This window comes from Pseudomonas sp. JY-Q (assembly GCF_001655295.1).
In the GTDB taxonomy this organism is placed as follows: Bacteria; Pseudomonadota; Gammaproteobacteria; order Pseudomonadales; family Pseudomonadaceae; genus Aquipseudomonas; species Aquipseudomonas alloputida.
In genome coordinates this window covers 185,090-208,227 of record NZ_CP011525.1, presented here as the reverse complement: position 1 = coordinate 208,227, position 23,138 = coordinate 185,090, and the positions used below count along the sequence as shown (strand labels likewise).

Annotated in this window: 21 protein-coding genes and 1 pseudogene; 9 read left to right on the top strand and 13 right to left on the bottom strand. The window is 62.4% G+C overall.

Features of this window, described 5'->3' with window-relative positions; genetic code table 11:
- Window position 1 precedes the first annotated feature (1 nt).
- The gene (locus tag AA098_RS00935) at window positions 2–1,114 is read left to right on the top strand and encodes an ABC transporter permease (protein WP_003253673.1); all 1,113 of its coding nucleotides are present in this window, start codon (window positions 2–4) and stop codon (window positions 1,112–1,114) included.
- Between the two features lie 180 nt (window positions 1,115–1,294).
- On the opposite strand, the gene AA098_RS00930 is transcribed toward AA098_RS00935, so the two are convergent.
- Both AA098_RS00930 and AA098_RS00925 read right to left on the bottom strand, forming a co-directional pair.
- A complete protein-coding gene (locus AA098_RS00930; protein ID WP_060489058.1) occupies window positions 1,295–1,729 on the bottom strand; it encodes a type II toxin-antitoxin system PemK/MazF family toxin in 435 nt (144 codons plus the stop codon).
- Window positions 1,730–1,892: 163 nt separating this feature from the next.
- On the bottom strand, window positions 1,893–2,297 hold the full coding sequence (locus tag AA098_RS00925) for a flagellar basal body-associated protein FliL (protein ID WP_003253671.1): 405 nt from the start codon (window positions 2,295–2,297) through the stop codon (window positions 1,893–1,895).
- Window positions 2,298–2,454: 157 nt separating this feature from the next.
- Between AA098_RS00925 and AA098_RS00920 the strand changes: the two genes are divergently transcribed.
- Window positions 2,455–3,432: an NADPH:quinone oxidoreductase family protein gene (locus AA098_RS00920; protein WP_064613740.1), complete on the top strand. Its 978-nt coding sequence runs from the start codon at window positions 2,455–2,457 to the stop codon at window positions 3,430–3,432.
- Between the two features lie 165 nt (window positions 3,433–3,597).
- Here the strand turns inward: AA098_RS00920 and AA098_RS00915 are convergent, their stop codons facing one another.
- The 5 genes from AA098_RS00915 to trxA form a co-directional block, all read right to left on the bottom strand.
- On the bottom strand, window positions 3,598–4,248 hold the full coding sequence (locus AA098_RS00915; RefSeq protein ID WP_012054059.1) for a gamma-glutamylcyclotransferase: 651 nt from the start codon (window positions 4,246–4,248) through the stop codon (window positions 3,598–3,600).
- Window positions 4,249–4,494: 246 nt separating this feature from the next.
- Window positions 4,495–5,463 carry a CDP-6-deoxy-delta-3,4-glucoseen reductase gene (locus tag AA098_RS00910; RefSeq protein ID WP_064613739.1) on the bottom strand — a complete coding sequence of 323 codons (969 nt, stop codon included), beginning with the start codon at window positions 5,461–5,463 and terminating at the stop codon, window positions 4,495–4,497.
- Window positions 5,463–6,929, bottom strand: coding sequence for a 4-hydroxy-3-polyprenylbenzoate decarboxylase (gene ubiD, locus AA098_RS00905; protein ID WP_003253663.1), 1,467 nt, complete (start codon window positions 6,927–6,929; stop codon window positions 5,463–5,465). Before ubiD ends, AA098_RS00910 begins: the two co-directional genes overlap by 1 nt.
- A 207-nt stretch (window positions 6,930–7,136) precedes the next feature.
- Entirely contained in the window at window positions 7,137–8,396 is a 1,260-nt protein-coding gene (gene rho / locus AA098_RS00900) for a transcription termination factor Rho (protein ID WP_003253661.1), read from the bottom strand.
- Between the two features lie 227 nt (window positions 8,397–8,623).
- Window positions 8,624–8,953, bottom strand: a complete 330-nt coding sequence (trxA, locus tag AA098_RS00895) for a thioredoxin TrxA (protein ID WP_003253660.1) — start codon at window positions 8,951–8,953, stop codon at window positions 8,624–8,626.
- Between the two features lie 253 nt (window positions 8,954–9,206).
- On the opposite strand from trxA, the gene ppx reads away from it, so the two are divergent.
- Window positions 9,207–10,709, top strand: coding sequence for an exopolyphosphatase (gene ppx, locus AA098_RS00890; protein WP_064613738.1), 1,503 nt, complete (start codon window positions 9,207–9,209; stop codon window positions 10,707–10,709).
- Here the strand turns inward: ppx and ppk1 are convergent.
- Window positions 10,696–12,939 carry a polyphosphate kinase 1 gene (gene ppk1 / locus AA098_RS00885; protein WP_003253658.1) on the bottom strand — a complete coding sequence of 748 codons (2,244 nt, stop codon included), beginning with the start codon at window positions 12,937–12,939 and terminating at the stop codon, window positions 10,696–10,698. The genes ppx and ppk1 overlap by 14 nt on opposite strands.
- Before the next feature lie 213 nt (window positions 12,940–13,152).
- Here ppk1 and AA098_RS27715 point away from each other — a divergent pair, with 213 nt between their 5' ends.
- Complete coding sequence (locus tag AA098_RS27715; protein WP_012054060.1) at window positions 13,153–13,797, top strand: DedA family protein; 645 nt, start codon at window positions 13,153–13,155, stop codon at window positions 13,795–13,797.
- Between the two features lie 501 nt (window positions 13,798–14,298).
- Here AA098_RS27715 and AA098_RS29665 read toward each other — a convergent pair.
- Window positions 14,299–14,925: pseudogene (locus tag AA098_RS29665) on the bottom strand (sterol desaturase family protein); the annotation flags it as partial.
- Window positions 14,926–15,037: 112 nt separating this feature from the next.
- Here AA098_RS29665 and elbB point away from each other — a divergent pair.
- A complete protein-coding gene (gene elbB / locus AA098_RS00870; RefSeq protein WP_003253655.1) occupies window positions 15,038–15,697 on the top strand; it encodes an isoprenoid biosynthesis glyoxalase ElbB in 660 nt (219 codons plus the stop codon).
- 201 nt (window positions 15,698–15,898) lie between these two features.
- Here elbB and AA098_RS00865 read toward each other — a convergent pair whose 3' ends face one another.
- Entirely contained in the window at window positions 15,899–16,351 is a 453-nt protein-coding gene (locus AA098_RS00865; RefSeq protein WP_003253654.1) for a YaiI/YqxD family protein, read from the bottom strand.
- A 166-nt stretch (window positions 16,352–16,517) separates the two neighbouring features.
- Here AA098_RS00865 and AA098_RS00860 point away from each other — a divergent pair, with 166 nt between their 5' ends.
- A complete protein-coding gene (locus tag AA098_RS00860) occupies window positions 16,518–19,373 on the top strand; it encodes a class I adenylate cyclase (protein ID WP_064613737.1) in 2,856 nt (951 codons plus the stop codon).
- A gap of 90 nt (window positions 19,374–19,463) precedes the next feature.
- Here AA098_RS00860 and rnk read toward each other — a convergent pair whose 3' ends face one another.
- The 3 genes from rnk to cyaY form a co-directional block, all read right to left on the bottom strand.
- A complete protein-coding gene (rnk, locus tag AA098_RS00855; RefSeq protein WP_003253652.1) occupies window positions 19,464–19,874 on the bottom strand; it encodes a nucleoside diphosphate kinase regulator in 411 nt (136 codons plus the stop codon).
- Between the two features lie 146 nt (window positions 19,875–20,020).
- Window positions 20,021–20,245: a DUF1289 domain-containing protein gene (locus tag AA098_RS00850; RefSeq protein ID WP_003253651.1), complete on the bottom strand. Its 225-nt coding sequence runs from the start codon at window positions 20,243–20,245 to the stop codon at window positions 20,021–20,023.
- Window position 20,246: 1 nt separating this feature from the next.
- On the bottom strand, window positions 20,247–20,579 hold the full coding sequence (gene cyaY / locus AA098_RS00845; RefSeq protein ID WP_004575827.1) for an iron donor protein CyaY: 333 nt from the start codon (window positions 20,577–20,579) through the stop codon (window positions 20,247–20,249).
- A gap of 239 nt (window positions 20,580–20,818) precedes the next feature.
- Between cyaY and AA098_RS00840 the strand changes: the two genes are divergently transcribed.
- Genes AA098_RS00840 through dapF form a run of 3 tightly spaced genes read left to right on the top strand, consistent with a single transcriptional unit; the run spans window position 20,819 to window position 23,129 of the window.
- Window positions 20,819–21,037: a lipoprotein gene (locus AA098_RS00840; protein ID WP_003253649.1), complete on the top strand. Its 219-nt coding sequence runs from the start codon at window positions 20,819–20,821 to the stop codon at window positions 21,035–21,037.
- Window positions 21,038–21,046: 9 nt separating this feature from the next.
- Window positions 21,047–22,294, top strand: coding sequence for a diaminopimelate decarboxylase (lysA, locus tag AA098_RS00835; RefSeq protein WP_003253648.1), 1,248 nt, complete (start codon window positions 21,047–21,049; stop codon window positions 22,292–22,294).
- A 4-nt stretch (window positions 22,295–22,298) separates the two neighbouring features.
- Window positions 22,299–23,129 (top strand): diaminopimelate epimerase, encoded by an 831-nt coding sequence (gene dapF / locus AA098_RS00830; RefSeq protein ID WP_003253647.1) that lies wholly within the window; start codon window positions 22,299–22,301, stop codon window positions 23,127–23,129.
- Window positions 23,130–23,138 lie beyond the last annotated feature (9 nt).

Here is a 23,138-nt window from a genome sequence, read left to right as displayed (position 1 = left end):
CATGTCGCGCCTGAACCACACCCTGCGCCTGGGCCTGAAAGAACTGACCAGCCTGCGCCATGACAGCGTCCTGCTGCTGTTCCTGCTATATGCCTTCAGCGTGGCGATCTACATGCCGGCAGCCGGCTCGGTGATCGGTGTACACAACGCCAGCGTGGCGGTGGTGGATGAAGACCATAGCCTGCTCTCGCGCAAGCTCAGCGAAGCCCTGCAACCGCCCGAGTTCCAGCCAGCCGTGCCGCTGCCTCCGCAGCGCCTGGACCAGGCCATGGACAGCGGCCAGTACACCTTCGTCATCAACATACCGGTGAACTTTCAGAGCGACCTGCTGGCCGGGCGCTCGCCGGAGCTGCAGATCAACGTCGATGCTACAGCCATGAGCCAAGCGTTCATGGGCGCCGGCTACATCGGCCGCATCTTCGAGCGCGAGCTGCTCGACTACAGCCAGCGTGGTAACGAGCAAAGCCCGGTGCTGATCAACCCCAAGGCGCTGTTCAACCCCAACCTGGAGGGGGGCTGGTTTCTGGCCGTGATCCAGATCGTCAACAACATCACCATCCTGGCGATCATCCTCACCGGGACCGCGCTGCTGCGCGAGCGTGAGCATGGCACCCTCGACCACCTGCTGGTGCTGCCGTTGACCGCGCTGGAGATCATGCTGGCCAAGATCGGCAGCAACGCGCTGGTGGTGGTGATCTGCACCTGGATTTCGTTGGTGGTAGTCGTCAAAGGTGCACTGGGCGTGCCGCTGTCTGGCTCGATGGGGCTGTTCCTGGCCGTGACCGCGCTGTACCTGTTCGCCAGTACATCGCTGGGCATTTTCCTCGCCACCCTGGCGCGCTCGACGCCGCAGTTCGGCCTGCTGGCGATCCCGGTGATCATCCCGATGCTGTTGCTGTCCGGCGGCAGCACACCTCTGGACAGCATGCCGCAGTGGCTGCAGTGGGTGATGCAAGGGTCACCCTCAACGCACTTTGTCAGCCTGAGTGCCGCAATCCTGTTCAGGGATGCCGGGTGGGCGGTGGTATGGCCGGATATCCTGGCGCTGACGCTGATCGGCCTGGTGTTCTTCAGCGTGGCGCTGGCACGGTTTCGTCGGAGCCTGGCGTCTTGAAGGCATGCGCGAGCGTCCGCCGAAAATTGGAAAACTGGCACAAAGACAAAGGGCGCCTTTCGGCGCCCTACTCACAGACAGGTCGACTTGTCATCGCCATATACCTGCCCGGCTCTGTAATTGCTGGTCGAACCAGGATCCTCAGAGTCTTACAAGCCCCTTGCGGGAACAGGCTGATTATCACGCATCGAGCGTAACATTGACAACAGACCGCTCTGTTGCTGGATGTGTGAAACCCAGCGTAAAGCCAACTGCAGCCCTCACGGCGGCGAAATGCTCTGGCCGCATTGTAAAGGTCATGTATTCCCGACCACTTCCTTGCCGCGATTTGACCCGACATCTGTCCAATCTGGAGGTAGCCACCGTGTAGATCATGTCGCACTTGGCCCAGCATGTCAGGGCCGAACCAGGCAGATAACTCGGCAGCACAACGTGATGCCCTGCCATGTGATCCGGTGCCGTGGTACTCAACGGGACTATCGTCACTAACTGGCGATTTTGACTGTGCTTGCGAAGAACGACCACGGGACGCACCTTGATCATTTCAGGCACTTGAAAGCCTGAAAAGTCGCACATCAGTACAGTCGCCTCTTTCGGCTGGTACTTCAAAGCCATTGCCAACACTCTCGAGCAACTGAAGACAAGGCACAATCTAGCTTGGCCATGGCCCCAACAACTGAAAACTGGCGGGCTTACAGGAAAGACAGAAGGGTCCTACACACGGGGTAAGCCTGAATTCAATCCGACTTACCAGTGATGGACCTCACCCTGTTTCAGGTCACTGCACGATCAGGTTGTTGAACAGCAAGTCTTCAACGATCGGCTTGCCCTCTTCCGCCTCCAGCACCTGCTGCACCTGTTTCAGCGCCTCTTGGCGAAGATGCTCCTTGGCCTCGACGTTGCTCATGCTGTCCACCGTCTGCTGGGTGAACAGTGCCACCAGCTGGTTACGGATCAGCGGTTCGTGGTGCTTCACCGTCTTGGCCGCTTCGTCGCCCGTCACGCGCAGGGCCACGTCAGCCTTGTACACGCGCAGCCGCGGGCTGCCGTCGAGCGCATAGTTGCCAACGAAGGGCGGGCTCAGACTGATGTAGGCGACCTTGGGCACCCCTTCCTTGGCTTCCTCGGCCATGGCCGCAGCCGGCAGCAGCAGCGCCAGCACCATCAAGATCCACGCTTTCACGAATTCGCTCCTCAATACAGTTGGCGCCAGCTTACCCAGCACACCGCTCAAACCCAAGCCCGGGCTTATGCCGGCCCATCAGGGCGGGCCATGCTCGTTGACCTGCCAAGCGGCCCTCCTACACTTATCGGCCACTACCCGCAAAGGAATAGCCCCGATGAAAGCTGTGTTGTGCAAAACCCTGGGTCCGGCGCGCAACCTGGTGCTGGAAGAGGTGGCCAGCCCACTGCCGAAGAAGAACGAGATCCTGCTGGACGTGCAGGCTGCCGGGGTCAACTTCCCCGACATCTTGATCATCGAAGGCAAGTACCAGTTCCAGCCACCGCTGCCGTTCTCTCCAGGTGGCGAGGCAGCAGGCGTGGTGGCCGCCGTCGGCGAAAAGGCCGGCGCGTTCAAGGTCGGCGACCGGGTCATGGCGCTCACCGGCTGGGGTGCGTTCGCCGAGCAAGTGGCGGTGCCGTTCTATAACGTTCTGCCGATCCCGGCGAGCATGGACTTCACCACCGCTGCGGCCTTCGGCATGACCTACGGCACCTCGATGCACGCCCTGCGCCAGCGTGGCCAGTTGCAAGCCGGCGAGACCCTGCTGGTAATGGGCGCTTCCGGCGGGGTGGGCCTGGCGGCGGTGGAGATCGGCAAGGCCATGGGCGCGCGGGTGATCGCGGCGGCCAGCAGTGCCGAGAAACTGGCCGTGGCCAAGGCTGCCGGGGCGGATGAGCTGATCGACTACAGCCAGGCCAACCTGCGCGAAGAAATCAAACGCCTGACCGGTGGCCAGGGCGTGGACGTGATCTATGACCCGGTCGGTGGCGAGCTGTTCGAACAAGCGGTGCGCGGGTTGGCCTGGAATGGCAGGCTGCTGGTGGTGGGTTTTGCCAGTGGCAGCATTCCACAGCTGGCGGCCAACCTGGTGCTGCTCAAGGGCGCGGCGGTACTGGGCGTGTTCTGGGGGGCATTTGCCCAGCGCCAGCCGGAGGACAACGCGGCCAACTTTCACCAGCTGTTTGCCTGGCATGCCGAGGGCAAGTTGAAGCCGCTGGTGTCGCAGACTTATCCACTGGAAGAAGCCGGGGCTGCTATCGAGAAGCTGGGGCAACGGCAGGCGGTGGGTAAGTTGGTGGTGCTGGCCAGGTAAGGCAGTACCGGCCTCTGCGCGGTCGCCTGTAGGCGCGGGTTTACCCGCGAAAGGGCCGGGCCTGCCGGCCAATTCCACCCGCCGTTCACCGTTGTCGCCACCACCGTATTCGCGGGTAAACCCGCGCCTACAGGGATTACCCGCGAAGAGGCCGGAACAGGTTGCTCACACTTCGCGCAGATTGTGGCAACGCCTGAATCGCGCTTCCAGGTTGCGATCGGGCATCTGGTGACTGCGAAGTGCATTCAAGGTCTGCTCGACATAGTCACGCGTGGTGCCATAACGCCCCTTGGCACTGGCCAGGATCTGGCTGAGCAACGTATCCGGCAAGTTACCGGCATAGCACGGCAGATGCCGCTCCAGTACAAAGCCCAAGGCCTGCACCTTGCTACCATCGCCCAGGCGGCAGTTGAGCCAGTGCGGCCGGTATGCCGGATAGGGCATCTCGCGTTGCCACAGGGCCATCAGTGAGTCGTCCAGGTTGCGTTCATCCAGCCGGTAGGCAAAGCCGCTGCAGGAGCCACCGCGGTCCAGGCCAAACACCAGCCCGGGCGTTTCCGGGGTACCGCGATGTTCATGCGACCACAGGTACAAGCCACGGTGATAACCATGTACCCGCGCGCGCTGGCGCTCCACCGAATTGCACTCCGGGCGCCAGATCAACGAACCATAGGCAAACAGCCACACCGGCCCACCCTGATGCCTGGACATGGTTGTTTTCATGGAGCTGAACAACTGTTCGCGAGTATGTTGCTGACCGAAATCAAGTGCCGGAGGGTATGAAACTTCCCAAGACATACTTTCAAGTGCCGACATAAGCTGCCGCCATTATTCCTGTGAACTACGGATGTAGCGAGCTTCGATTACGCTGCGGCCCCAGGCCGCTTTACCAAGGGCGCTTGCAGTAACCATAGGCCAGAATTGCAGGAATACTCAAGCCCTTGAGCACGTGTTTCATACACGGCTCCGACGACTGGGAAGTACTGTTTCAGCAGCGGTGAAAGTTATTGGCCAAGGCGGTAACAATTACCGCCTTATACCGACACTTTCAAACTTCGGTTATTAACCGCGCGGCGCGTAGGCGAACACATCGGCACGCATGCGGTGCGCATCCATACCGGCTTCGACCAGGGCGTCGAGCGTGGCGTAGATCATGTTCGGTGAGCCGCTGGCATACACATGCACGCTATTGAGGTCGGCAATGTCGTCGCAGACCGCTTCATGCAGCAAGCCGCAGCGGCCTTCCCAGCCACACAGGTCGCTGACCACTTGATGCAGGAACAGGTTAGGCAGACGCTGCCATTCGTCCCAGTGCTCGATCTGATAGAAATCCTCGGGCCGGCGCACCCCCCAGTACAGGTGTACCGGGTGCTTGAAGCCCTGAGCCCGGCAGTGCTCGACCAGGCTGTGCATCTGGCCCATGCCAGTGCCGGCGGCAATCAGCACCAGCGGCCCGTCGGGCAGCTCGGCCAGGTGGGTGTCGCCAAACGGCATTTCAATGCGCGCCAGGCCATCTCGCCTCAGCTGGTCGATCAGTTGCACCGCACTGGGCTCACGCGCCAGCACATGCAGCTCCAGTTCACGCCCGGCATGTGGCGCGGACGCCAGCGAGAAAGCTGCCTGCTTGCCGCCCTCACGTTCGATCATCAGGTATTGCCCCGCGTGATAACGCAGAGGTTTACCGGCAGGCGCACGCAGGCGCACCCGCCAGACGTCGCCGCCGACGTCGACGCACTCACTGACGCTGCACGCCAGCTTGCGCACTGGCAGCTCGCCCAAGGCAAGCACACCGTCCCAGAGCAACACGCAGTCCTCCAGCGGTTCGGCAATGCAGGTGAACAACTCACCATGGTCGCGGACTTCGCCATCCTGGCGAACCCGTCCTTCAACCAACAACGCGGCGCAAACATGGCAATTGCCATTGCGGCAGCTGTTTGGGCAGTCATAGCCCAGCCGCCGTGCTCCATCCAGGATCCGTTCCCCGGGTTCAAGCGCCAGCACCGCCCCGGACGGCTGCAACGTTACCTGCATCAATCTATTCCCAACTGATCCCACAGCTCATCGATACGGCGGGTGACGGCCTCATCCTTGACGATGACCCGGCCCCATTCGCGTGTAGTCTCGCCCGGCCACTTGTGCGTAGCGTCCAGGCCCATCTTCGAACCCAGCCCCGACACCGGTGACGCAAAGTCCAGGTAGTCGATCGGGGTATTGTCAATCATTACCGTATCACGCTTGGGGTCCATGCGCGTGGTAATAGCCCAGATCACATCGTTCCAGTCACGAGCGTTGATATCGTCATCGGTGACAATAACGAACTTGGTGTACATGAACTGTCGCAGGAACGACCACACACCCAGCATTACGCGCTTGGCGTGGCCTGGGTACTGTTTCTTCATGGTCACCACCGCCATCCGGTACGAGCAGCCTTCCGGCGGCAGGTAGAAGTCGGTGATTTCCGGGAACTGCTTCTGCAGGATCGGCACGAACACTTCGTTCAGCGCCACGCCGAGAATGGCCGGCTCATCTGGCGGCCGGCCGGTGTAGGTGCTGTGGTAGATCGGTTTTTGCCGGTGGGTGATGCGCTCAACGGTGAACACCGGGAAACTGTCCACTTCGTTGTAGTAGCCCGTGTGATCGCCGTAAGGGCCTTCCGGGGCCATTTCGCCTGGGTGGATCACCCCTTCCAGAATGATCTCGGCGGTTGCCGGTACCTGCAGGTTGCTGCCACGGCACTTGACCAGTTCGGTGCGATTGCCTCGCAGCAGGCCGGCGAAGGCGTACTCGGAAAGGGTGTCCGGGACCGGGGTCACCGCGCCGAGAATGGTCGCTGGGTCAGCGCCCAGGGCCACGGCGACCGGAAACGGCTGGCCGGGGTTCTTCTCGCACCACTCTCGGTAGTCGAGGGCGCCGCCACGGTGGCTGAGCCAGCGCATGATCACCTTGTTGCGGCCGATCACCTGCTGGCGGTAGATGCCCAGGTTCTGGCGGTCCTTGTTCGGACCACGGGTCACGGTGAGGCCCCAGGTAATCAGCGGCGCCACGTCGCCAGGCCAGCAGTGCTGAATCGGCAGCGTGCCAAGGTCGACATCGTCACCCTCGACCACCACTTCCTGGCACACCGCGTCCTTGACCACTTTTGGCGCCATCGACACGACCTTCTTGAAGATCGGCAGCTTCGACCAGGCGTCCTTCAGGCCCTTGGGCGGCTCGGGCTCCTTGAGGAAGGCCAGCAGCTTGCCGATTTCCCGCAGTTCGCTGACCGACTCGGCGCCCATGCCCATGGCCACCCGCTCCGGAGTACCGAACAGGTTGCCCAGCACTGGGATGTCGAAGCCGGTGGGCTTTTCGAACAACAATGCCGGGCCCTTGGCGCGCAGGGTGCGGTCGCAGACCTCGGTCATTTCCAGGACGGGGGAGATCGGTACCTGGATGCGCTTGAGCTCGCCGCGCTGTTCCAGGCCACGGATGAAGTCGCGCAAGTCGCGATACTGCATGCAGGAGCCTCGTGTTGGCCGTATCGGTCGGGGTGCAGAGTGTAGCGCCGTTCGGGCCTTGTTTGGGGGTGAAAATGCATTGGGGCCGCTTTGCACCCCTTCGCGGGCAAGCCCGCTCCTACAAGGGCCGCAGTGACCTGTGTAGGAGCGGGCTTGCCCGCGAAGGGCCGCAAGGCGGCCCCAATCAATCCAGCCTGAAACGCTCGCTTACTTGCGCTTCATCGACAGGAAGAACTCATCGTTGGTCTTGGTCTGCTTGAGCTTGTCGACCAGGAACTCGATGGCAGCGATTTCGTCCATCGGGTGCAGCAGCTTGCGCAGAATCCACATACGCTGCAGTTCGTCGTCAGCGGTCAGCAACTCTTCGCGGCGGGTACCGGAACGGTTGATGTTGATGGCCGGGAACACTCGCTTCTCGGCGATGCGGCGGTCCAGCGGCAGCTCCATGTTGCCGGTACCCTTGAACTCTTCGTAGATCACTTCGTCCATCTTCGAGCCGGTTTCAACCAGCGCAGTGGCGATAATGGTCAGCGAACCGCCTTCCTCGATGTTACGCGCAGCACCGAAGAAGCGCTTGGGCTTCTCGAGGGCGTGGGCGTCGACACCACCGGTCAGCACCTTGCCGGAGCTCGGGATCACGGTGTTGTAGGCACGCGCCAGTCGAGTGATCGAGTCCAGCAGGATAACCACATCTTTCTTGTGCTCGACCAGGCGCTTGGCCTTCTCGATCACCATCTCGGCAACCTGCACGTGGCGGGTTGGCGGCTCGTCGAAGGTGGAAGCAACCACTTCGCCACGCACGGTGCGCTGCATTTCGGTCACTTCTTCCGGGCGCTCGTCGATCAGCAGGACGATCAGGTGGCACTCAGGGTTGTTACGGGTGATGTTGGCCGCAATGTTCTGCAGCATGATCGTCTTACCGGCTTTCGGCGGGGCAACGATCAGGCCGCGCTGGCCTTTGCCGATCGGGGCGCACAGGTCGATGACGCGACCGGTCAAGTCCTCGGTGGAGCCGTTACCGGCCTCCATCTTCAGGCGCTTGTTCGGGAACAGCGGCGTCAGGTTTTCGAACAGGATCTTGTTCTTCGCGTTTTCCGGGCGGTCGAAGTTGATGGTATCGACCTTCAGCAGGGCGAAGTAACGCTCCCCTTCCTTCGGTGGGCGGATCTTGCCGACGATGGTGTCGCCGGTACGCAGGTTGAAACGGCGGATCTGGCTGGGCGAGACATAGATGTCGTCTGGGCCGGCAAGGTAGGACGCATCAGCCGAACGCAGGAAACCGAAACCATCCTGGAGAATCTCCAGCACGCCGTCACCCGAGATCTCTTCGCCGCTTTTCGCATGCTTCTTCAGCAGGGCGAAAATCACGTCCTGTTTGCGCGAACGGGCCATGTTTTCGATGCCCATCTGTTCGGCCATTTCCAAAAGATCGGTAATCGGCTTTTGCTTGAGTTCAGTCAGGTTCATAAGGGGAATGACGTAATCATGTAAGAAGGGAGAATTAAGCTTCTGGCTTAATGAGGCCGCGCCGCTGGATGGCGACAGGATCGCGTACTGATTCGAATTAGGGATGCTTCGGCGACGGCATGTAGAGGGCACTGGAAAAGCAGTGCGAGGCCGAATGTAACACTTGCTTTTTTCTGCGTCTAGTGCTCTGAAAAAGAAAAGCCCCGCATTTGCGGGGCCTTTTCACATCACAGGTGGGCGTCGAGGAATGCGGCCAGCTGCGATTTGGACAGTGCACCAACCTTGGTGGCTTCGACGTTGCCGTTCTTGAACAGCATCAGCGTCGGGATACCACGCACACCGTGCTTGGCCGGGGTTTCCTGATTCTCGTCGATGTTCAGCTTGGCGACGGTCAGTTTGCCCTCGTAGGTGGAAGCGATGTCGTCCAGAACCGGAGCGATCATCTTGCATGGACCGCACCATTCAGCCCAGTAGTCGACCAGTACCGCGCCTTCGGCCTTCAGGACATCGGCTTCGAAGGAGGCGTCGGTGACATGTTTGATCAGATCGCTGCTCATGGATATCTCCAGGGTCGTAAGCAAAAAACGTGGCCCATGATAGCCGCACCTACGCCGGACAGGAAGCCACGGACGATTGAGTGTAACTATAGTTGCGCAAGACGCCTCGAATCGAAACTGTCATATGGCCGTCATAGAATCGAATGGCACATTGCCTTGCATCAAGGCCAGTACAACGGCTGAGTGTCACGCGTTGGCGATAGCCTGCTATCGTGGCACGATTGCCAGGTTAACGACCGAGAACAACCAGATCATGCCGCATACCATCGCGAAGAACCTGTCCCTGATCGCCGCCATCGACCTTGGCTCCAACAGTTTTCACATGGTCATGGCCAAGGCCCACCATACCGAAATCCGTATCCTTGAGCGGCTCGGCGAGAAGGTTCAACTGGCCGCCGGCATCGACGAAGAGCGCATGCTCAGTGAAGAGGCAATGGAAAGGGGCCTGGATTGCCTCAAGCGCTTTTCCCAGCTGATCAACGGCATGCCGGCAGGCGCCGTGCGTATCGTCGGTACCAACGCCTTGCGCGAAGCGCGCAACCGTAACGAATTCATCCAGCGCGCCGAAGCCATCCTCGGCCACCCGGTGGAGGTCATCTCTGGCCGTGAAGAGGCGCGCCTGATCTACCTGGGCGTGTCGCACACCCTGGCCGACACCCCCGGCAAGCGCCTGGTGGCCGACATCGGCGGCGGCAGTACCGAGTTCATCATCGGCCAGCGCTTCGAGCCGCTGCTGCGTGAAAGCCTGCAGATGGGTTGCGTGAGCTTTACCCAGCGTTACTTCCGCGACGGCAAGATCACCCCGGCCCGCTATGCCCAGGCCTACACGGCCGCGCGCCTGGAACTGATGAGCATCGAAAATGCCCTGCACCGCCTGACCTGGGATGAGGCCATCGGCTCATCCGGCACCATTCGCGCCATCGGCGCTGCCATCAAGGCCGGTGGCCTGGGCAATGGCGAGGTCAACGCCGAAGGCCTGGCCTGGGTCAAACGCAAGCTGTTCAAGCTGGGCGAGGTCGACAAGATCGACTTCGACGGCGTCAAGCCAGACCGCCGCACTATCTTCCCGGCGGGCTTGGCGATTCTCGAAGCGATCTTCGATGCCCTTGAACTGAACCGCATGGACCACTGCGACGGCGCCCTGCGCGAAGGTGTGCTGTTCGATCTGCTTGGCCGCCACCACCACGAAGACGTGCGCGAACGCACCCTGAACTCGCTGATGGAGCGCTATCACGTGGACCAGGGCCAGGCTGCGCGCGTCGAGCGCAAGGCGTTGCACGCATTCGACCAGGTGGCCGACGCTTGGAACCTGAAAGACGGAAACTGGCGCGATCTACTGGGCTGGGCCGCGAAAGTGCACGAAATCGGGCTGGACATTGCCCATTATCACTACCACAAGCACGGCGCCTATCTGATCGAGCACTCGGACCTGGCAGGCTTTTCCCGGGAAGATCAGCAGATGATGGCCCTGCTGGTACGCGGCCACCGCCGCAACATCCCCAAGGACCGTTACGCCGAACTGGGTGATGAAGGGGTCAAGCTGCTGCGCCTGTGCGTGCTGCTGCGCTTTGCCATCCTGTTCCACCACATCCGCGGCACTCAGCAAATGCCAAAGGTAGAACTGCACGGCGGGGACAACAGCCTGGATGTAGCCTTCCCTGACGGTTGGCTGGAGCAGAACCAGCTGACCCAGGCCGACTTCGCCAACGAGGCGGAGTGGCTGGCCCGGGTCGGCTTCGTCCTCAGCGTACGTTGAGGACCGGGTTGCTCAGGCGCTCCAGCAAGGTCGCCTGAACGCTGCGCGGGTTCTGGTTGCCGGTCGGGGTGCTGCGCACGTAGCGCCCGTCCGGCTGCAAGGTCCAGGCGTGGGTATTGTCGGTCAGGTAGCCTTCCAGCTCCTTCTTCACCCGCAGCAACAGTTTCTTGCCTTCCACCGGGAAGCAGGTCTCGACACGCTTGTCGAGGTTGCGCTCCATCCAGTCGGCGCTGGACAGGTAGATCTGCTCTTCGCCGCCATTGAGGAAGTAGAACACCCGCGTGTGCTCGAGGAAGCGGCCAATGATCGAGCGCACCTGGATGTTGTGCGAAACCCCCGGAATGCCCGGGCGCAGGCAGCACATGCCACGCACCACCAAGTCGATTTTCACGCCCGACTGGCTGGCCTTGTACAGCGCCTTGATGACTTTGGCGTCGGTCAGCGAATTGAACTTGGCGATGATGTGCGCCGGCTTGCCTTCAAGGGCAAACTGGGTTTCCCGCGCGATCATGTCGAGCATGCCCTTTTTCAGGGTGAACGGCGCATGCAGCAGCTTCTTCATGCGCAAGGTCTTGCCCATGCCGATCAACTGGCTGAACAGCTTGCCGACGTCTTCGGTGAGCGCATCGTCAGAGGTCAGCAGGCTGTAGTCGGTGTACAGGCGGGCGTTGCCGGCGTGGTAGTTACCGGTACCCAGGTGCGCATAACGCACGATCTCGCCCTGCTCGCGGCGCAGAATCAGCATCATCTTGGCGTGGGTCTTGAAGCCGACCACACCGTAGATCACTACCGCACCGGCCGCTTGCAGGCGGCTGGCCATCTGCAGGTTGGACTCTTCGTCAAAACGCGCACGCAACTCGATCACCGCAGTGACCTCCTTGCCGTTACGCGCTGCGTCCACCAGGGCGTCGACGATTTCCGAGTTAGCCCCCGAGCGGTACAGGGTCTGGCGCACGGCGAGCACGTGCGGGTCCTTGGCGGCCTGGCGCAGCAGGTCGACCACTGGCGTGAAGGACTCGAACGGGTGCATCAGCAGGATGTCCTGCTTGCTGATCACACTGAAAATGTTGTCAGCGTTCGCCAGCAGCTTGGGGATCGCCGGGGTGAACGGTGTGTATTGCAGCTCCGGGTGGCTGTCCAGGCCGGTGATGCTGAACAGGCGGGTGAGGTTGACCGGGCCATTGACCTGGTACAGCTCACTTTCGCTGAGGCTGAACTGCTTCAACAGGTAGTCCGACAGGTGTTTCGGGCAGGTGTCGGCCACTTCCAGGCGCACGGCATCACCGTAGCGGCGCGAGAACAGCTCGCCGCGCAGCGCGCGGGCCAGGTCGTCGACCTCTTCAGAGTCAAGCGCCAGGTCGGCGTTGCGCGTCAGTCGGAACTGGTAGCAGCCCTTCACCTTCATGCCCTGGAACAGGTCGTCGGCGTGCGCGTGGATCATCGACGACAGGAACACATAGTTTGCGCCCGGGCCGCCCACCTCTTCCGGCACGCGAATAACCCGCGGCAGCAGGCGTGGCGCCGGAATGATCGCCAGGCCCGAGTCGCGACCGAAGGCGTCCACCCCCTCGAGCTCGACGATGAAGTTGAGGCTCTTGTTCACCAGCAGCGGGAACGGGTGAGTCGGGTCGAGGCCAATCGGGGTAATGATCGGGGCAATTTCGTCGCGGAAGTAGCGGCGTACCCAGGTCTTGAGCTTGGGTGTCCAGTAGCGGCGGCGGATGAAGCGGATCTGGTGCTTTTCCAGCTCTGGCAGCAGCACGTCGTTAAGGATCGCGTACTGGCGCTCTACCTCGATGTGCACCAGTTCGCTGATACGCGCCAGCGCCTGGTGCGGTTGCAGGCCATCGGCGCCGGCCTGTTCACGGGCGAAGTTGATCTGCTTCTTCAGGCCTGCGACACGAATCTCAAAGAACTCGTCGAGGTTGCTGGAGAAGATCAACAGGAACTTGAGGCGTTCCAGCAGCGGGTAGCTCTCATCCAGTGCCTGCTCCAGCACCCGGATATTGAACTGCAGTTGCGAGAGTTCGCGATGAATGTACAGGCTGCTGTCGTCCAGGCCAGGGACGGCGATGGCCGGGGACGGCGCGGGCACCGGAGCTGCAGGCTCGGCCACCGGCTCCGCTACAGGCTCAGCCGCCGGAGGCAGGTCTGGCGGGGTCTGCAGCATCTCTTCTGGGAGCTCCTGAGCATCCTTGATCGCGACAGGGCTTAGCACTTCATTATTCATCTGGCGTTCCTGAGGACGTTAACGCCCTATCATCTATTGAGCGGCAAGATAAGCGCCCATTATGACGCCCGTGTTACACATATGGGCAAGCCGTGGCAAGGGGCCTCTGGCATTGTCTGCGCTGGAATTGTTCACGTCGAGACACATTTGGACACTTTCACGAACGCGCGCGAAGGGGTAGGCTGCGCGTTCATTTCGCCAGCACCTCAGAAAATGCTTCAACAATTCCTGCAGGATTTCGGCTACTTCGCCCTTTTTCTAGGCACCTTCTTTGAAGGCGAGACCATTCTGGTGCTTGCGGGGTTCCTTGCGTTCCGCGGTTACATGGATATCAATCTGGTGTGCCTGGTGGCCTTCTTCGGCAGCTACGCGGGCGACCAGTTGTGGTACTTCATGGGCCGACGCCACGGGCGCAGGATCCTGGCGCGCAAGCCGCGCTGGCAGGCAATGGGCGACCGGGCGCTGGACCATATCCGCCGCCACCCCGATATCTGGGTGCTGAGCTTCCGCTTTGTCTATGGTTTGCGCACGGTCATGCCGGTGGCCATCGGCCTGTCGGGTTACCCGCCACGTCGCTACCTGCTGCTGAACGGGATTGGCGCGGGCATCTGGGCAGTGGCCCTGGGCGCCGCCGCCTACCACTTCGGCGCCATCCTCGAAGGCTTGCTGGGCAACGTCAAACGTTACGAGCTATGGGTGCTTGGCGGCCTGGTGGCGCTGGGCGGCCTGCTGTGGCTGCGCCGGCGCTTCCGTACTTTGCGCGCGGAGCGCAGGGCGGCGAGCCAGGCCCAGCCCCCAGAGGCTGAGCAGGCTGTAAGCCACGAGCAGAAACCAGGCCAACGGCGCGACCACCGCTAAGCCCAAGGCGCCGGCCAGGTACAATGCCGGCGCATTCAGACACAACCGCGCCAGCTCCAGGCGTGCAGACCAGGGCCGGTTCTCCAGCAACGCGCCCAGCACGAACAAACCAAACGCCATCAGTGACCAGCCGAGCACCAGCGCGGCGGCCGACACCCGGTCGGCCACGTCCATCAGGTAGCTGCCCAAGGCCACATAAACCACGAACTGCGCCGCCACATAGGCTTGTTGCCCGCGCCCCAGGGCAATCTCGAACTTGCGAAACAGCGCCAGGTCCTGCTTGGCCTGTGGGTAGCGTGCGGCCACATCGGCCGGGCGCCAGCCGGTAGGCATGAACCAGATACGCAGCTTGTCCCACAGGCTGGTGGTGCGCCGGGCGTCGTGCCAGAGCTGGGCATAGAACTGCAGGTTGGCCCATAGCGGGTTCCAGCTGGCCAGCGGCGTGGTCACCCCGAACACCACCGGCTCGGCCGGGTCCTCCTCCTTGAACGTGCCGAACAGACGGTCCCAGAGAATGAACACACCACCGTAATTGCGATCCAAGTAAGCAGGGTTTTGCGCATGGTGGACGCGATGATTGGACGGCGTGATCAACACCCACTCCAGCCAGCCAAGTTTAGGGATATGCCGGGTATGCACCCAGAACTGATACAGCAGGTTGAGCGAGGCGACGGTGATGAACACCAGTGGCGGCACACCCAGCAGCGCCAGCGGCAGGTAGAACAACCACGAGAAGAGGAACCCGCTACTGGTCTGGCGCAGCGCCGTGGTGAGGTTGTACTCCTCGCTCTGGTGATGCACCGAGTGCGCAGCCCACAGTACGTTGCGCTCATGCCCCAGGCGGTGCAGCCAGTAGTAGCAGAAGTCGTACAGGACAAAGGCCAGCAACCAGACCCACCCTGCCTGCGCCGGCAATTGCAACAGCGCCAGGTGCTCGAAGACCAGAGCATAGGTGACCAGCCCTACGCCTTTGGTCAGCAGGCCGGTACTGGTCGACAGTGCGCCGGTACTCAGGCTGTTGATCGAGTCGGCCAGGGTGAAGTTGTGCTGGCCGCGCACGCGGTCGGCGACCAGCTCGACGGCTATCAGCACAAAAAAGAACGGCACGGCCAGCAGTATCAGGTCCATGGGCGCGACCTCAGGCGTTATCCACCAAGATTAGGCCGCCCCCGCAGGAATCCCTATGGCGACATCTGCCAAACTAGAGGACATTTAGCGCCTCGACACTGGAGTAATGAGCATGACAAAAAAAGTAGCGGTGATTCTTTCCGGCTGTGGCGTGTATGACGGCGCCGAAATCCACGAAAGCGTGATCACGCTGCTGCGCCTCGACCAGCGCGGTGCGCAGGTGCAGTGCTTCGCGCCGAACATCGCACAGATGCATGTAATCAACCATCTGACCGGCGAAGAAATGCCCGAATCGCGCAATGTGCTGGTGGAGTCGGCGCGCATTGCCCGCGGCGAGGTCAAGGATATCCGTGAAGCCAAGGCCGAAGACTTCGACGCACTGATCGTGCCGGGCGGTTTCGGGGTGGCTAAAAACCTGTCCAACTTTGCCGTGGAAGGCGCCAACTGCAGCGTGAACCCAGACGTGCTGGCCTTGGCCGAAGCCTTTGCCGACGCCTGTAAACCCGTTGGCCTGATCTGCATCTCGCCGGCGCTTGCGGCGAAGATCTACGGGCCGGGCGTGGTCTGCACCATCGGCAGCGATGCCGGCACTGCGGCGGCTGTCGAGAAGATGGGCGGCACCCATGAAGCGTGCGATGTACACGACATTGTCGAAGACACCCAGCGCAAGCTCGTGACTACCCCGGCGTACATGGAGGCCAAGTCGATCAGCGAGGCGGCGGGCGGGATCTACAAGCTGGTGGACCGAGTGCTGGAGCTGACGCACGAGTAAATTACTGCGTTGGCTTCTTCACGGGCATGCCCGCTCCCACAGGCCCAGCGCAGGCTTCAAGGCCACTCGGTACCTGTGGGGGCAACTTATGAAAAGCCTGCGCAATCGCCTGTAGGAGCGGGTTTACCCGCGAACACCGGCAGAGCCGGTGCCATCCACCGCGCCACGCTGGACTGTCGCCGACAGGAACCGTGTCAGCGCTCAGCTTTTCGAGAGGCGGGCAATGATCCGGTCCAGTGCATTGGCAAACGCCTGTTTCTCACGTTCGCCATAGGCCGCCTGCCCGCCCCCCACCTGCCCCTGCTCACGCAGCTCGGTGAACAGGTTGCGCGCCGCCAGGCGGTCGCCCATGTTGCGCTCGTCGAACTCACGCCCACGCGGGTCCAGTGCGGCCACGCCCTTTTTCACCAGGCGGTCGGCCAGCGGCACGTCACTGCAGATCACCAGCTCGCCAGGCACGGCGTGCTCCACTATGTAATCGTCGGCCGCATCCATGCCGCTGGGCACCACGATCAGACGCACGATCGCGAACGCCGGCTTGGCCACCGCCTGCCCCGCCACCATCACCACCTCGAACTTGCGCTTGAGGGCGAACTTGACGATCAGATCCTTGGCCGCCTTGGGGCAGGCGTCGGCATCGATCCATACACGCATTGGACACTCTCTACATGAACTCAATGCGCCCATCATGCCTGAAGCGCAGCGAAAGCTGGAGCAGGCCAGCGCTGGAAAAATGGCGCCAGAATTTCAATTACCGCTTATCCGACCCCGCCACTCAGGCTAAACTCGCCACAGCTTCAATGGCCTGCCCGAGCGCGCAATGAACCACCCTCACGAAATCCGCCCTGACCTGGACGAAGGCATCGACCGCAAGGTCCTGGCGACATTGCGTGCGCGCTTCCTGCATCTCAACCAGGGCCGACTGCAGCGGGCAAAGGAAGGCCTGTCAACGCGCCAGCAACAGGTACTGTCGTTGCTGCCGCTGCTGTTTCACGTGAACCACCCGCTATTGCCGGGTTACGTCTCCGGCAGCACCCCTGCGGGCGTATCGGCTTACGAGCCAAGCGCCGAGCTGGTGGCAGATGCCCAACGCCTGGCCCGCTCGTTCACTTACAAGGCCCAGCATGGCAACCCGCCACGCCCGATCCACGGCCTGTTCCTGATGGGCAGCCTGGGCTCGCTGGCGCAGGCCGAGCACAGCGACATGGACCTGTGGGTGTGCCATGCACCCGGCTTGCCCGAACAGCTGCTGGGTGAGCTGCGCCGCAAGTGCCAGCTGCTGGAGGCCTGGGCGGCAAGCCTGGGCGCCGAAGCACACTTTTTCCTGATCGACACACAGGGCTTCGCCCAGGGTCAGCGCGATGGCCAGCTCGGCTCCGACGACTGCGGCACCACCCAGCACTACCTGCTGCTGGACGAGTTCTACCGCACCACCCTGTGGCTGGCCGGGCGTACGCCGCTGTGGTGGCTGGTACCGGTGTACGAGGAACACAACTACTACAGCTACACCCAGACGTTGCTGTCCAAGCGCTTTATCCGCAGCCAGGAAGCCCTTGACCTCGGCAACCTGGCGCACATTCCGCCCGGTGAGTTCGTCGGCGCTGGCCTGTGGCAATTGTTCAAAGGCATCGACTCGCCCTACAAATCGCTGCTCAAACTGCTGCTGACCGAAGCCTACGCCGGCGAACACCCTGCGGTGCGCTGCCTGAGCCTGGACTACAAGCAGGCAGTATTTGCCAACCAGCTCGACCTCGATGAGCTGGACCCCTACGTGATGGTCTACCGGCGCATCGAACGTTACCTGCTGCAACGCGGCGAACCCGCGCGCCTGGAGCTGGTACGGCGCAGCCTGTACCTGAAGGTGAACAAGAAGCTCAGCGACCAAGGCCGCAGCCATGGCTGGCAACGCCGGCTGCTGCAGCGCCTGACCGACGAGTGGGGCTGGGACCAGCGCCAGTTGGCCCTGCTGGACAGCCGCAGCCAATGGAAAGTGCAGCAGGTTGCCGTCGAGCGGCGTGAGCTGGTGGCCGAGCTTAACCTCAGTTATCGCTTCCTCAGCCAGTTCGCTCGCACCCAGAACGCCAGCAGCCGCGCCGACCAGCGCGACCTCAATGTGCTGGGCCGGCGCCTGTACGCAGCCTTCGAGCGCCGCGCCGGCAAGGTCGAAGTGATTAACCCCGGCATCGCCCCTGACCTCGCCGAAGGCACCCTGACGCTGGTCCAGGCACCCAACCGCAAGGAGCCGGGCAGCTACCACTGGGAGCTGTACAGCGGCAACCTGAGCACCCATGAGGTGCAGCACTTCAGCCCGATCAAACGCTGCCGCGAGCTACTCGAACTGCTGACCTGGGCCCATCGCAACGGAGTGATCGACAGCAGCACCCGCATGGCGCTGCACCCAGGGGCCAGCGACCTTGGGGAATTTGAGCTGTTCAACCTGCTGGGCTGTCTGCGGCAAAGTATCCCCCTGCCCTTGCCGACCGTCAGCGAAGTGCGCCTTTTGCAGCCCAGCGTTGCCGATGAGGTGTTGTTGCTGGTCAACGTCGGCGTCGACCCGCTGCGCCACCACCGCGAGCTGAACGTTTTGATGACCACAGAGCGCACCGACGCGTTGAGCTACGCTGGCGTGCGCGAAAACCTGGTGCTGACCCTGGACCAGGTCACCGTCAACAGCTGGAACGAGGTACTGGTCCAGCGCTATGACGGTGAACACGCGCTGGTGCGCTGCCTGCGCGACTTCCTCAACAGCCCGGCGCAGCGCGGCCACCGGCCAAGGGTGCGAGTACGCTGCTTCTGCCAAAGCCGCGCCCAGCCGATCGGCCAGCGCGTAGAGGAAATTTTCGACACCGCCCAGCTGCTGCGGGATCAAGGGCTCCACCACCGCTACCTGCTGCAAGTGGCCCACCACACCCATGTGCTGGAGCTGTTGCCCGAGCATGTCAGCCTGACGACCCTGGCCGAGCATGAGGCGCTACTGGCCTACCTGGGCGAAGAGCGAGGCACCTACAGCCCGCTGTACCTGGATGCCAATGCGCTGCAGGACCACGACCTGCGCCTGGTGCTGGAGCAAGGCCGACCAGCCTGCATTCAGGTGTTCTACCGCCTGCAGGGCGGCTGGGCCGATGTGTATGTGCTGGATGAATACAACGCATTGTGGCAACAACGCCTGCCGCTGCATGACGAAGCGCATCTGCTGTTGCCACTGCAACGTTTTCTGCGCTCGGTGGTGATGCGCCGCGATGCCCGCCTGCCCCTCGATAGCCTGCGACCCGCCTCGCTGGATATCCACTACGCGCAGCTGCTGCCCACCGGCCCAGGCAAGGCACGCAACATCGAGCCGCGCCTGGCCCCGGCCGAGGGCAGCGACCAGCCTTACTATGAGGTACAGGCGATTATCCAGGCGGGTGTAGCGGGCGTGGCGCATGTGACGCTGTACTGCGACCAGCAGGAGTTTTCCGAGCTGGAACATGGTGAGCAGCTGTATGCGGTGGTGGCCAGGCAGATCATCGGTCAGCGCCGTGGCACAGCGCAGTACCGGTGCTATATCACCGACCTGGATTTGTCCGAGTTGCTGGATGACCGGCTGGGGGCAACGCAGGCCTACCTGAGCTACAAGCGGGTGCTGGAGCTGGCTCTGAATGAGGGGTTGGAGCAGGTTTTGGCGGAGGGCGCCTGAACTCGCAGCACAAGGCGGCGACAAAAGAGTGCATCTCTCTGTAGCAACAGCCTTGCGCTGCAAACGGGCCGCGAAACGGCCCCCTGGCCCTTACAGGTCGTAATCGCCCGCCGCCTCCGGCTGGTACTCCACTTCCAGCAGCTTCAGCTTGAGGGTCTTGCCCCCCGGTGCCGGCCAGTCGATCTGCTCGCCCACCGACAGCCCCAGCAAAGCGCAGCCAATCGGCGCCAGGATCGAGACCTTGCCTTCCGGCCCAGCATCCTTGGGGTACACCAGTGTCAGGTGGTAGTCCTTGCCGCTGGCTTCCTCACGGCAGTGCACCCGCGAGTTCATGGTCACCACGCCCGCCGGCACTTCCTCGTGACCGACCACCTGCTCGGCGCGGTCAAGCTCGTCCTGCAGGGCGAGCACACCCGGCGTACTCTCGTCGAGGCTGTCGATCAGACGCTCCAGACGTTGTACGTCCAATCGGGTGAGGATGAGGGAAGGCTTGGTGCTCATGATCCAGTCAGACTCCTTTGAACAGGCAGTTTTCAATGTGCAAATAAAGCAAAACCCCGCCCAAGGGCGGGGTTTGAGAAGGCTTTGGCGTCACCGACGCAGAACCCGACACTACCACAGCCGGGCAAATACTCAAGCCCCTGCGCTCAGTGTGCCTTAGCCTGCTCGCGCAAGACCTGGGCCTCGCGGCAGATCTGCCGGCGCCGTTCGTCATCGGCCGAGCGCCATTCGCGAATGTGCTCGACATGCCGATGGCAACCGGTGCACACCCGCTGTTCGTCCAGCCGGCATACGCTGATGCACGGTGACGGCACTGCAGGGCTGACGTTGCTGTAAAGCGGCTTGGGCGGCCGGGCCTGGGCGCTACTCATGTCAGATTTCGTCGAAGTCCAGCTTCTCGCCGGCCCGCTCCCAGACGATACGCTCGAGCATTTCACCCAGCAACTCTTCGCTCTTTTCGCACACCCACTTGCCGCTGTCTTCGTCGTAATCGAAGTGGAAACCACCGGAGCGGTCGGCAAGCCACAGCTGGCGCAATGGCTCCTGACGGCTGAAGATCAGCTGGGCGCCGCCCTCGAACTTGACGGTCAGGACACCGGCGGAGTTCTCCATGTCCAGGTCCAGACCGCTCTCGTCGAACAGATCTTCCAGGGCCTGTTGGGTCGCGTCGACCAGATCATGGAAACGCGCTTCACTCAAACTCATTGCAGGAACCTCGAAATTGGCTGCGTTACAGGCAAGCCGGGCAAGATACGGGCGCTTGCCGCCGAATGCAAAGGTTTAGCCGTTGCGTTCACCGGCCTCTTCGCGGGCGAGCCCGCTCCTACGGGGGGCTGCGCAGAGGCTAAGCATAGCCCGCCCGGCGGACCGGTCCTTGCATAGGCAAGCCGCCGGTCGCTCGGTATACTCGGGCGCAATACTGCATTTTTCTAAGGATTTCACCCATGAAGCGCCTGATTTCCTCCTTCGCGGCGCTGGTCGCTGTTGCCTGCCTCGTTTCGGCCTGTGGCCAGAAAGGCCCGCTGTATCTGCCTGAAGATGGCGATAACGGCAAAGCGCACACGTCGCACCAGCACCAGCCAAAAGCCAAGCCGGCCCCGGCACAAGAACAGCAGCCCGAGCTGCAGTCCGAGTCCGAGTCCGAGCAGTCGCCAGCGCAGTAAGGAAACCAGATGAACGCTTTCAACTACCGCGACGGTGAGCTGTTCGCGGAAGGCGTGGCCCTGTCGGCCATTGCTGAACGTTACGGCACCCCCACCTATGTGTACTCGCGCGCCCACATCGAGGCCCAGTACCGTAGCTACGCAGACGCCCTGCAAGGCACCGAGCACCTGGTGTGCTTCGCGGTCAAGGCCAACTCCAACCTTGGCGTGCTGAACGTGCTGGCGCGCCTGGGCGCAGGCTTTGACATTGTTTCCGGTGGTGAACTGGAGCGTGTACTGGCCGCTGGCGGGCGTGCCGACCGCGTGGTGTTCTCCGGCGTTGGCAAAACCCGTGAAGACATGCGCCGTGCCCTGGAAGTTGGCGTGCACTGCTTCAACGTCGAATCCACCGACGAGCTGGAGCGCCTGCAAGTAGTCGCCGCCGAAATGGGCAAGGTTGCCCCGGTGTCGCTGCGGGTCAACCCGGACGTCGATGCCGGTACTCACCCGTACATCTCCACCGGCCTTAAAGAAAACAAGTTCGGCATCGCCATTGCCGATGCCGAGGCCATCTACGTACGCGCCGCACAGCTACCGAACCTGGAAGTGGTCGGTGTCGACTGTCACATCGGCTCGCAACTGACCACCGTCGAGCCATTCCTCGACGCCCTCGACCGCCTGCTGGTGCTGGTCGACCGCCTGGCCGAGTGCGGCATACACCTGCGCCACCTGGACCTGGGTGGCGGTGTCGGCGTGCGCTACCGCGACGAACAGCCACCACAGGTGGCCGACTACATCAAGGCCATCCGCGAACGCGTGGGCGAGCGCGACCTGGCCCTGGTGTTCGAGCCTGGCCGCTACATCGTCGCCAACGCTGGCGTGCTGCTGACCCGCGTGGAATACCTCAAGCACACCGAACACAAGGACTTCGCGATCATCGATGCAGCGATGAACGACCTGATCCGCCCGGCCCTGTACCAGGCCTGGATGGGTGTCAGCGCGGTCAAGCCACGTGCAGGCGAAGGCCGTGCCTATGACCTGGTCGGCCCTATCTGCGAGACTGGCGACTTCCTCGGCAAGGACCGCGTACTCAACCTGGCCGAAGGTGACCTGCTGGCCGTAGAGTCCGCGGGCGCCTATGGTTTTGTCATGAGCTCCAACTACAACACCCGCGGCCGTTGCGCTGAAATCCTGGTCGACGGCGACCAGGCGTTCGAAGTACGCCGCCGCGAGACCGTCGCCGAACTGTATGCTGGCGAAAGCCTGCTGCCGGAGTAAGCCCATGCTGCTGCGTTTTACCAAGATGCATGGGCTGGGCAACGACTTCATGGTCCTGGACCTGGTCAGCCAGCACGCGCACATTCAGCCCAAGCACGCCAAGCAATGGGGTGACCGCCACACCGGCATCGGCTTTGACCAGTTGCTGATCGTCGAGGCGCCGAACAACCCGGAAGTGGACTTCCGCTACCGCATCTTCAACGCCGACGGCTCCGAGGTCGAGCAATGCGGCAACGGTGCGCGCTGCTTTGCCCGCTTTGTGCTGGACAAGCGCCTGACCGCGAAAAAGCGCATCCGCGTGGAAACCAAGAGCGGCATCATCGTGCTGGACGTGCAGAACGACGGCCAGGTGAGTGTCAACATGGGCCCGCCGCGCTTCATCCCTGCCGAAATTCCCTTTGTCGCCGACGCACAGGCGCCAAGCTACCCGCTGGAAGTTGACGGCCAGTTGTACTCGATAGCCGCCGTGTCCATGGGTAACCCGCACGCCGTGCTGCGTGTCGACGACGTGTTTACTGCGCCTGTGCATGAGCTGGGCCCGAAGATCGAAAACCACCCACGCTTCCCACAGCGGGTGAATGCCGGCTTCATTCAAGTCATCGACCGCCACCGCGCCAACCTGCGCGTGTGGGAACGCGGCGCCGGCGAAACCCAGGCTTGCGGCACCGGCGCCTGCGCCGCAGCCGTGGCGGCGATCAGCCAGGGCTGGATGGATTCCCCGGTGTCCCTCGACCTGCCCGGTGGTCGCCTGCACATCGAATGGGCCGGCCCCGGCAAGCCCGTGATGATGACCGGCCCGGCCGTACGCGTCTACGAAGGACAGGTTCGTCTCTAAACGAGTAAC

What these genes read in the sequence shown, in the direction of transcription:
- AA098_RS00935 (WP_003253673.1), top strand. Translation starts at nt 2, where the DNA reads ATGTCGCGCCTGAACCACACCCTGCGCCTGGGCCTGAAAGAACTGACC.
- AA098_RS00930 (WP_060489058.1), bottom strand. Translation starts at nt 1,729, where the DNA reads ATGGCTTTGAAGTACCAGCCGAAAGAGGCGACTGTACTGATGTGCGAC.
- AA098_RS00920 (WP_064613740.1), top strand. Translation starts at nt 2,455, where the DNA reads ATGAAAGCTGTGTTGTGCAAAACCCTGGGTCCGGCGCGCAACCTGGTG.
- AA098_RS00915 (WP_012054059.1), bottom strand. Translation starts at nt 4,248, where the DNA reads ATGTCGGCACTTGAAAGTATGTCTTGGGAAGTTTCATACCCTCCGGCA.
- AA098_RS00910 (WP_064613739.1), bottom strand. Translation starts at nt 5,463, where the DNA reads ATGCAGGTAACGTTGCAGCCGTCCGGGGCGGTGCTGGCGCTTGAACCC.
- ubiD (WP_003253663.1), bottom strand. Translation starts at nt 6,929, where the DNA reads ATGCAGTATCGCGACTTGCGCGACTTCATCCGTGGCCTGGAACAGCGC.
- rho (WP_003253661.1), bottom strand. Translation starts at nt 8,396, where the DNA reads ATGAACCTGACTGAACTCAAGCAAAAGCCGATTACCGATCTTTTGGAA.
- trxA (WP_003253660.1), bottom strand. Translation starts at nt 8,953, where the DNA reads ATGAGCAGCGATCTGATCAAACATGTCACCGACGCCTCCTTCGAAGCC.
- ppx (WP_064613738.1), top strand. Translation starts at nt 9,207, where the DNA reads ATGCCGCATACCATCGCGAAGAACCTGTCCCTGATCGCCGCCATCGAC.
- ppk1 (WP_003253658.1), bottom strand. Translation starts at nt 12,939, where the DNA reads ATGAATAATGAAGTGCTAAGCCCTGTCGCGATCAAGGATGCTCAGGAG.
- AA098_RS27715 (WP_012054060.1), top strand. Translation starts at nt 13,153, where the DNA reads ATGCTTCAACAATTCCTGCAGGATTTCGGCTACTTCGCCCTTTTTCTA.
- elbB (WP_003253655.1), top strand. Translation starts at nt 15,038, where the DNA reads ATGACAAAAAAAGTAGCGGTGATTCTTTCCGGCTGTGGCGTGTATGAC.
- AA098_RS00865 (WP_003253654.1), bottom strand. Translation starts at nt 16,351, where the DNA reads ATGCGTGTATGGATCGATGCCGACGCCTGCCCCAAGGCGGCCAAGGAT.
- AA098_RS00860 (WP_064613737.1), top strand. Translation starts at nt 16,518, where the DNA reads ATGAACCACCCTCACGAAATCCGCCCTGACCTGGACGAAGGCATCGAC.
- rnk (WP_003253652.1), bottom strand. Translation starts at nt 19,874, where the DNA reads ATGAGCACCAAGCCTTCCCTCATCCTCACCCGATTGGACGTACAACGT.
- AA098_RS00850 (WP_003253651.1), bottom strand. Translation starts at nt 20,245, where the DNA reads ATGAGTAGCGCCCAGGCCCGGCCGCCCAAGCCGCTTTACAGCAACGTC.
- cyaY (WP_004575827.1), bottom strand. Translation starts at nt 20,579, where the DNA reads ATGAGTTTGAGTGAAGCGCGTTTCCATGATCTGGTCGACGCGACCCAA.
- AA098_RS00840 (WP_003253649.1), top strand. Translation starts at nt 20,819, where the DNA reads ATGAAGCGCCTGATTTCCTCCTTCGCGGCGCTGGTCGCTGTTGCCTGC.
- lysA (WP_003253648.1), top strand. Translation starts at nt 21,047, where the DNA reads ATGAACGCTTTCAACTACCGCGACGGTGAGCTGTTCGCGGAAGGCGTG.
- dapF (WP_003253647.1), top strand. Translation starts at nt 22,299, where the DNA reads ATGCTGCTGCGTTTTACCAAGATGCATGGGCTGGGCAACGACTTCATG.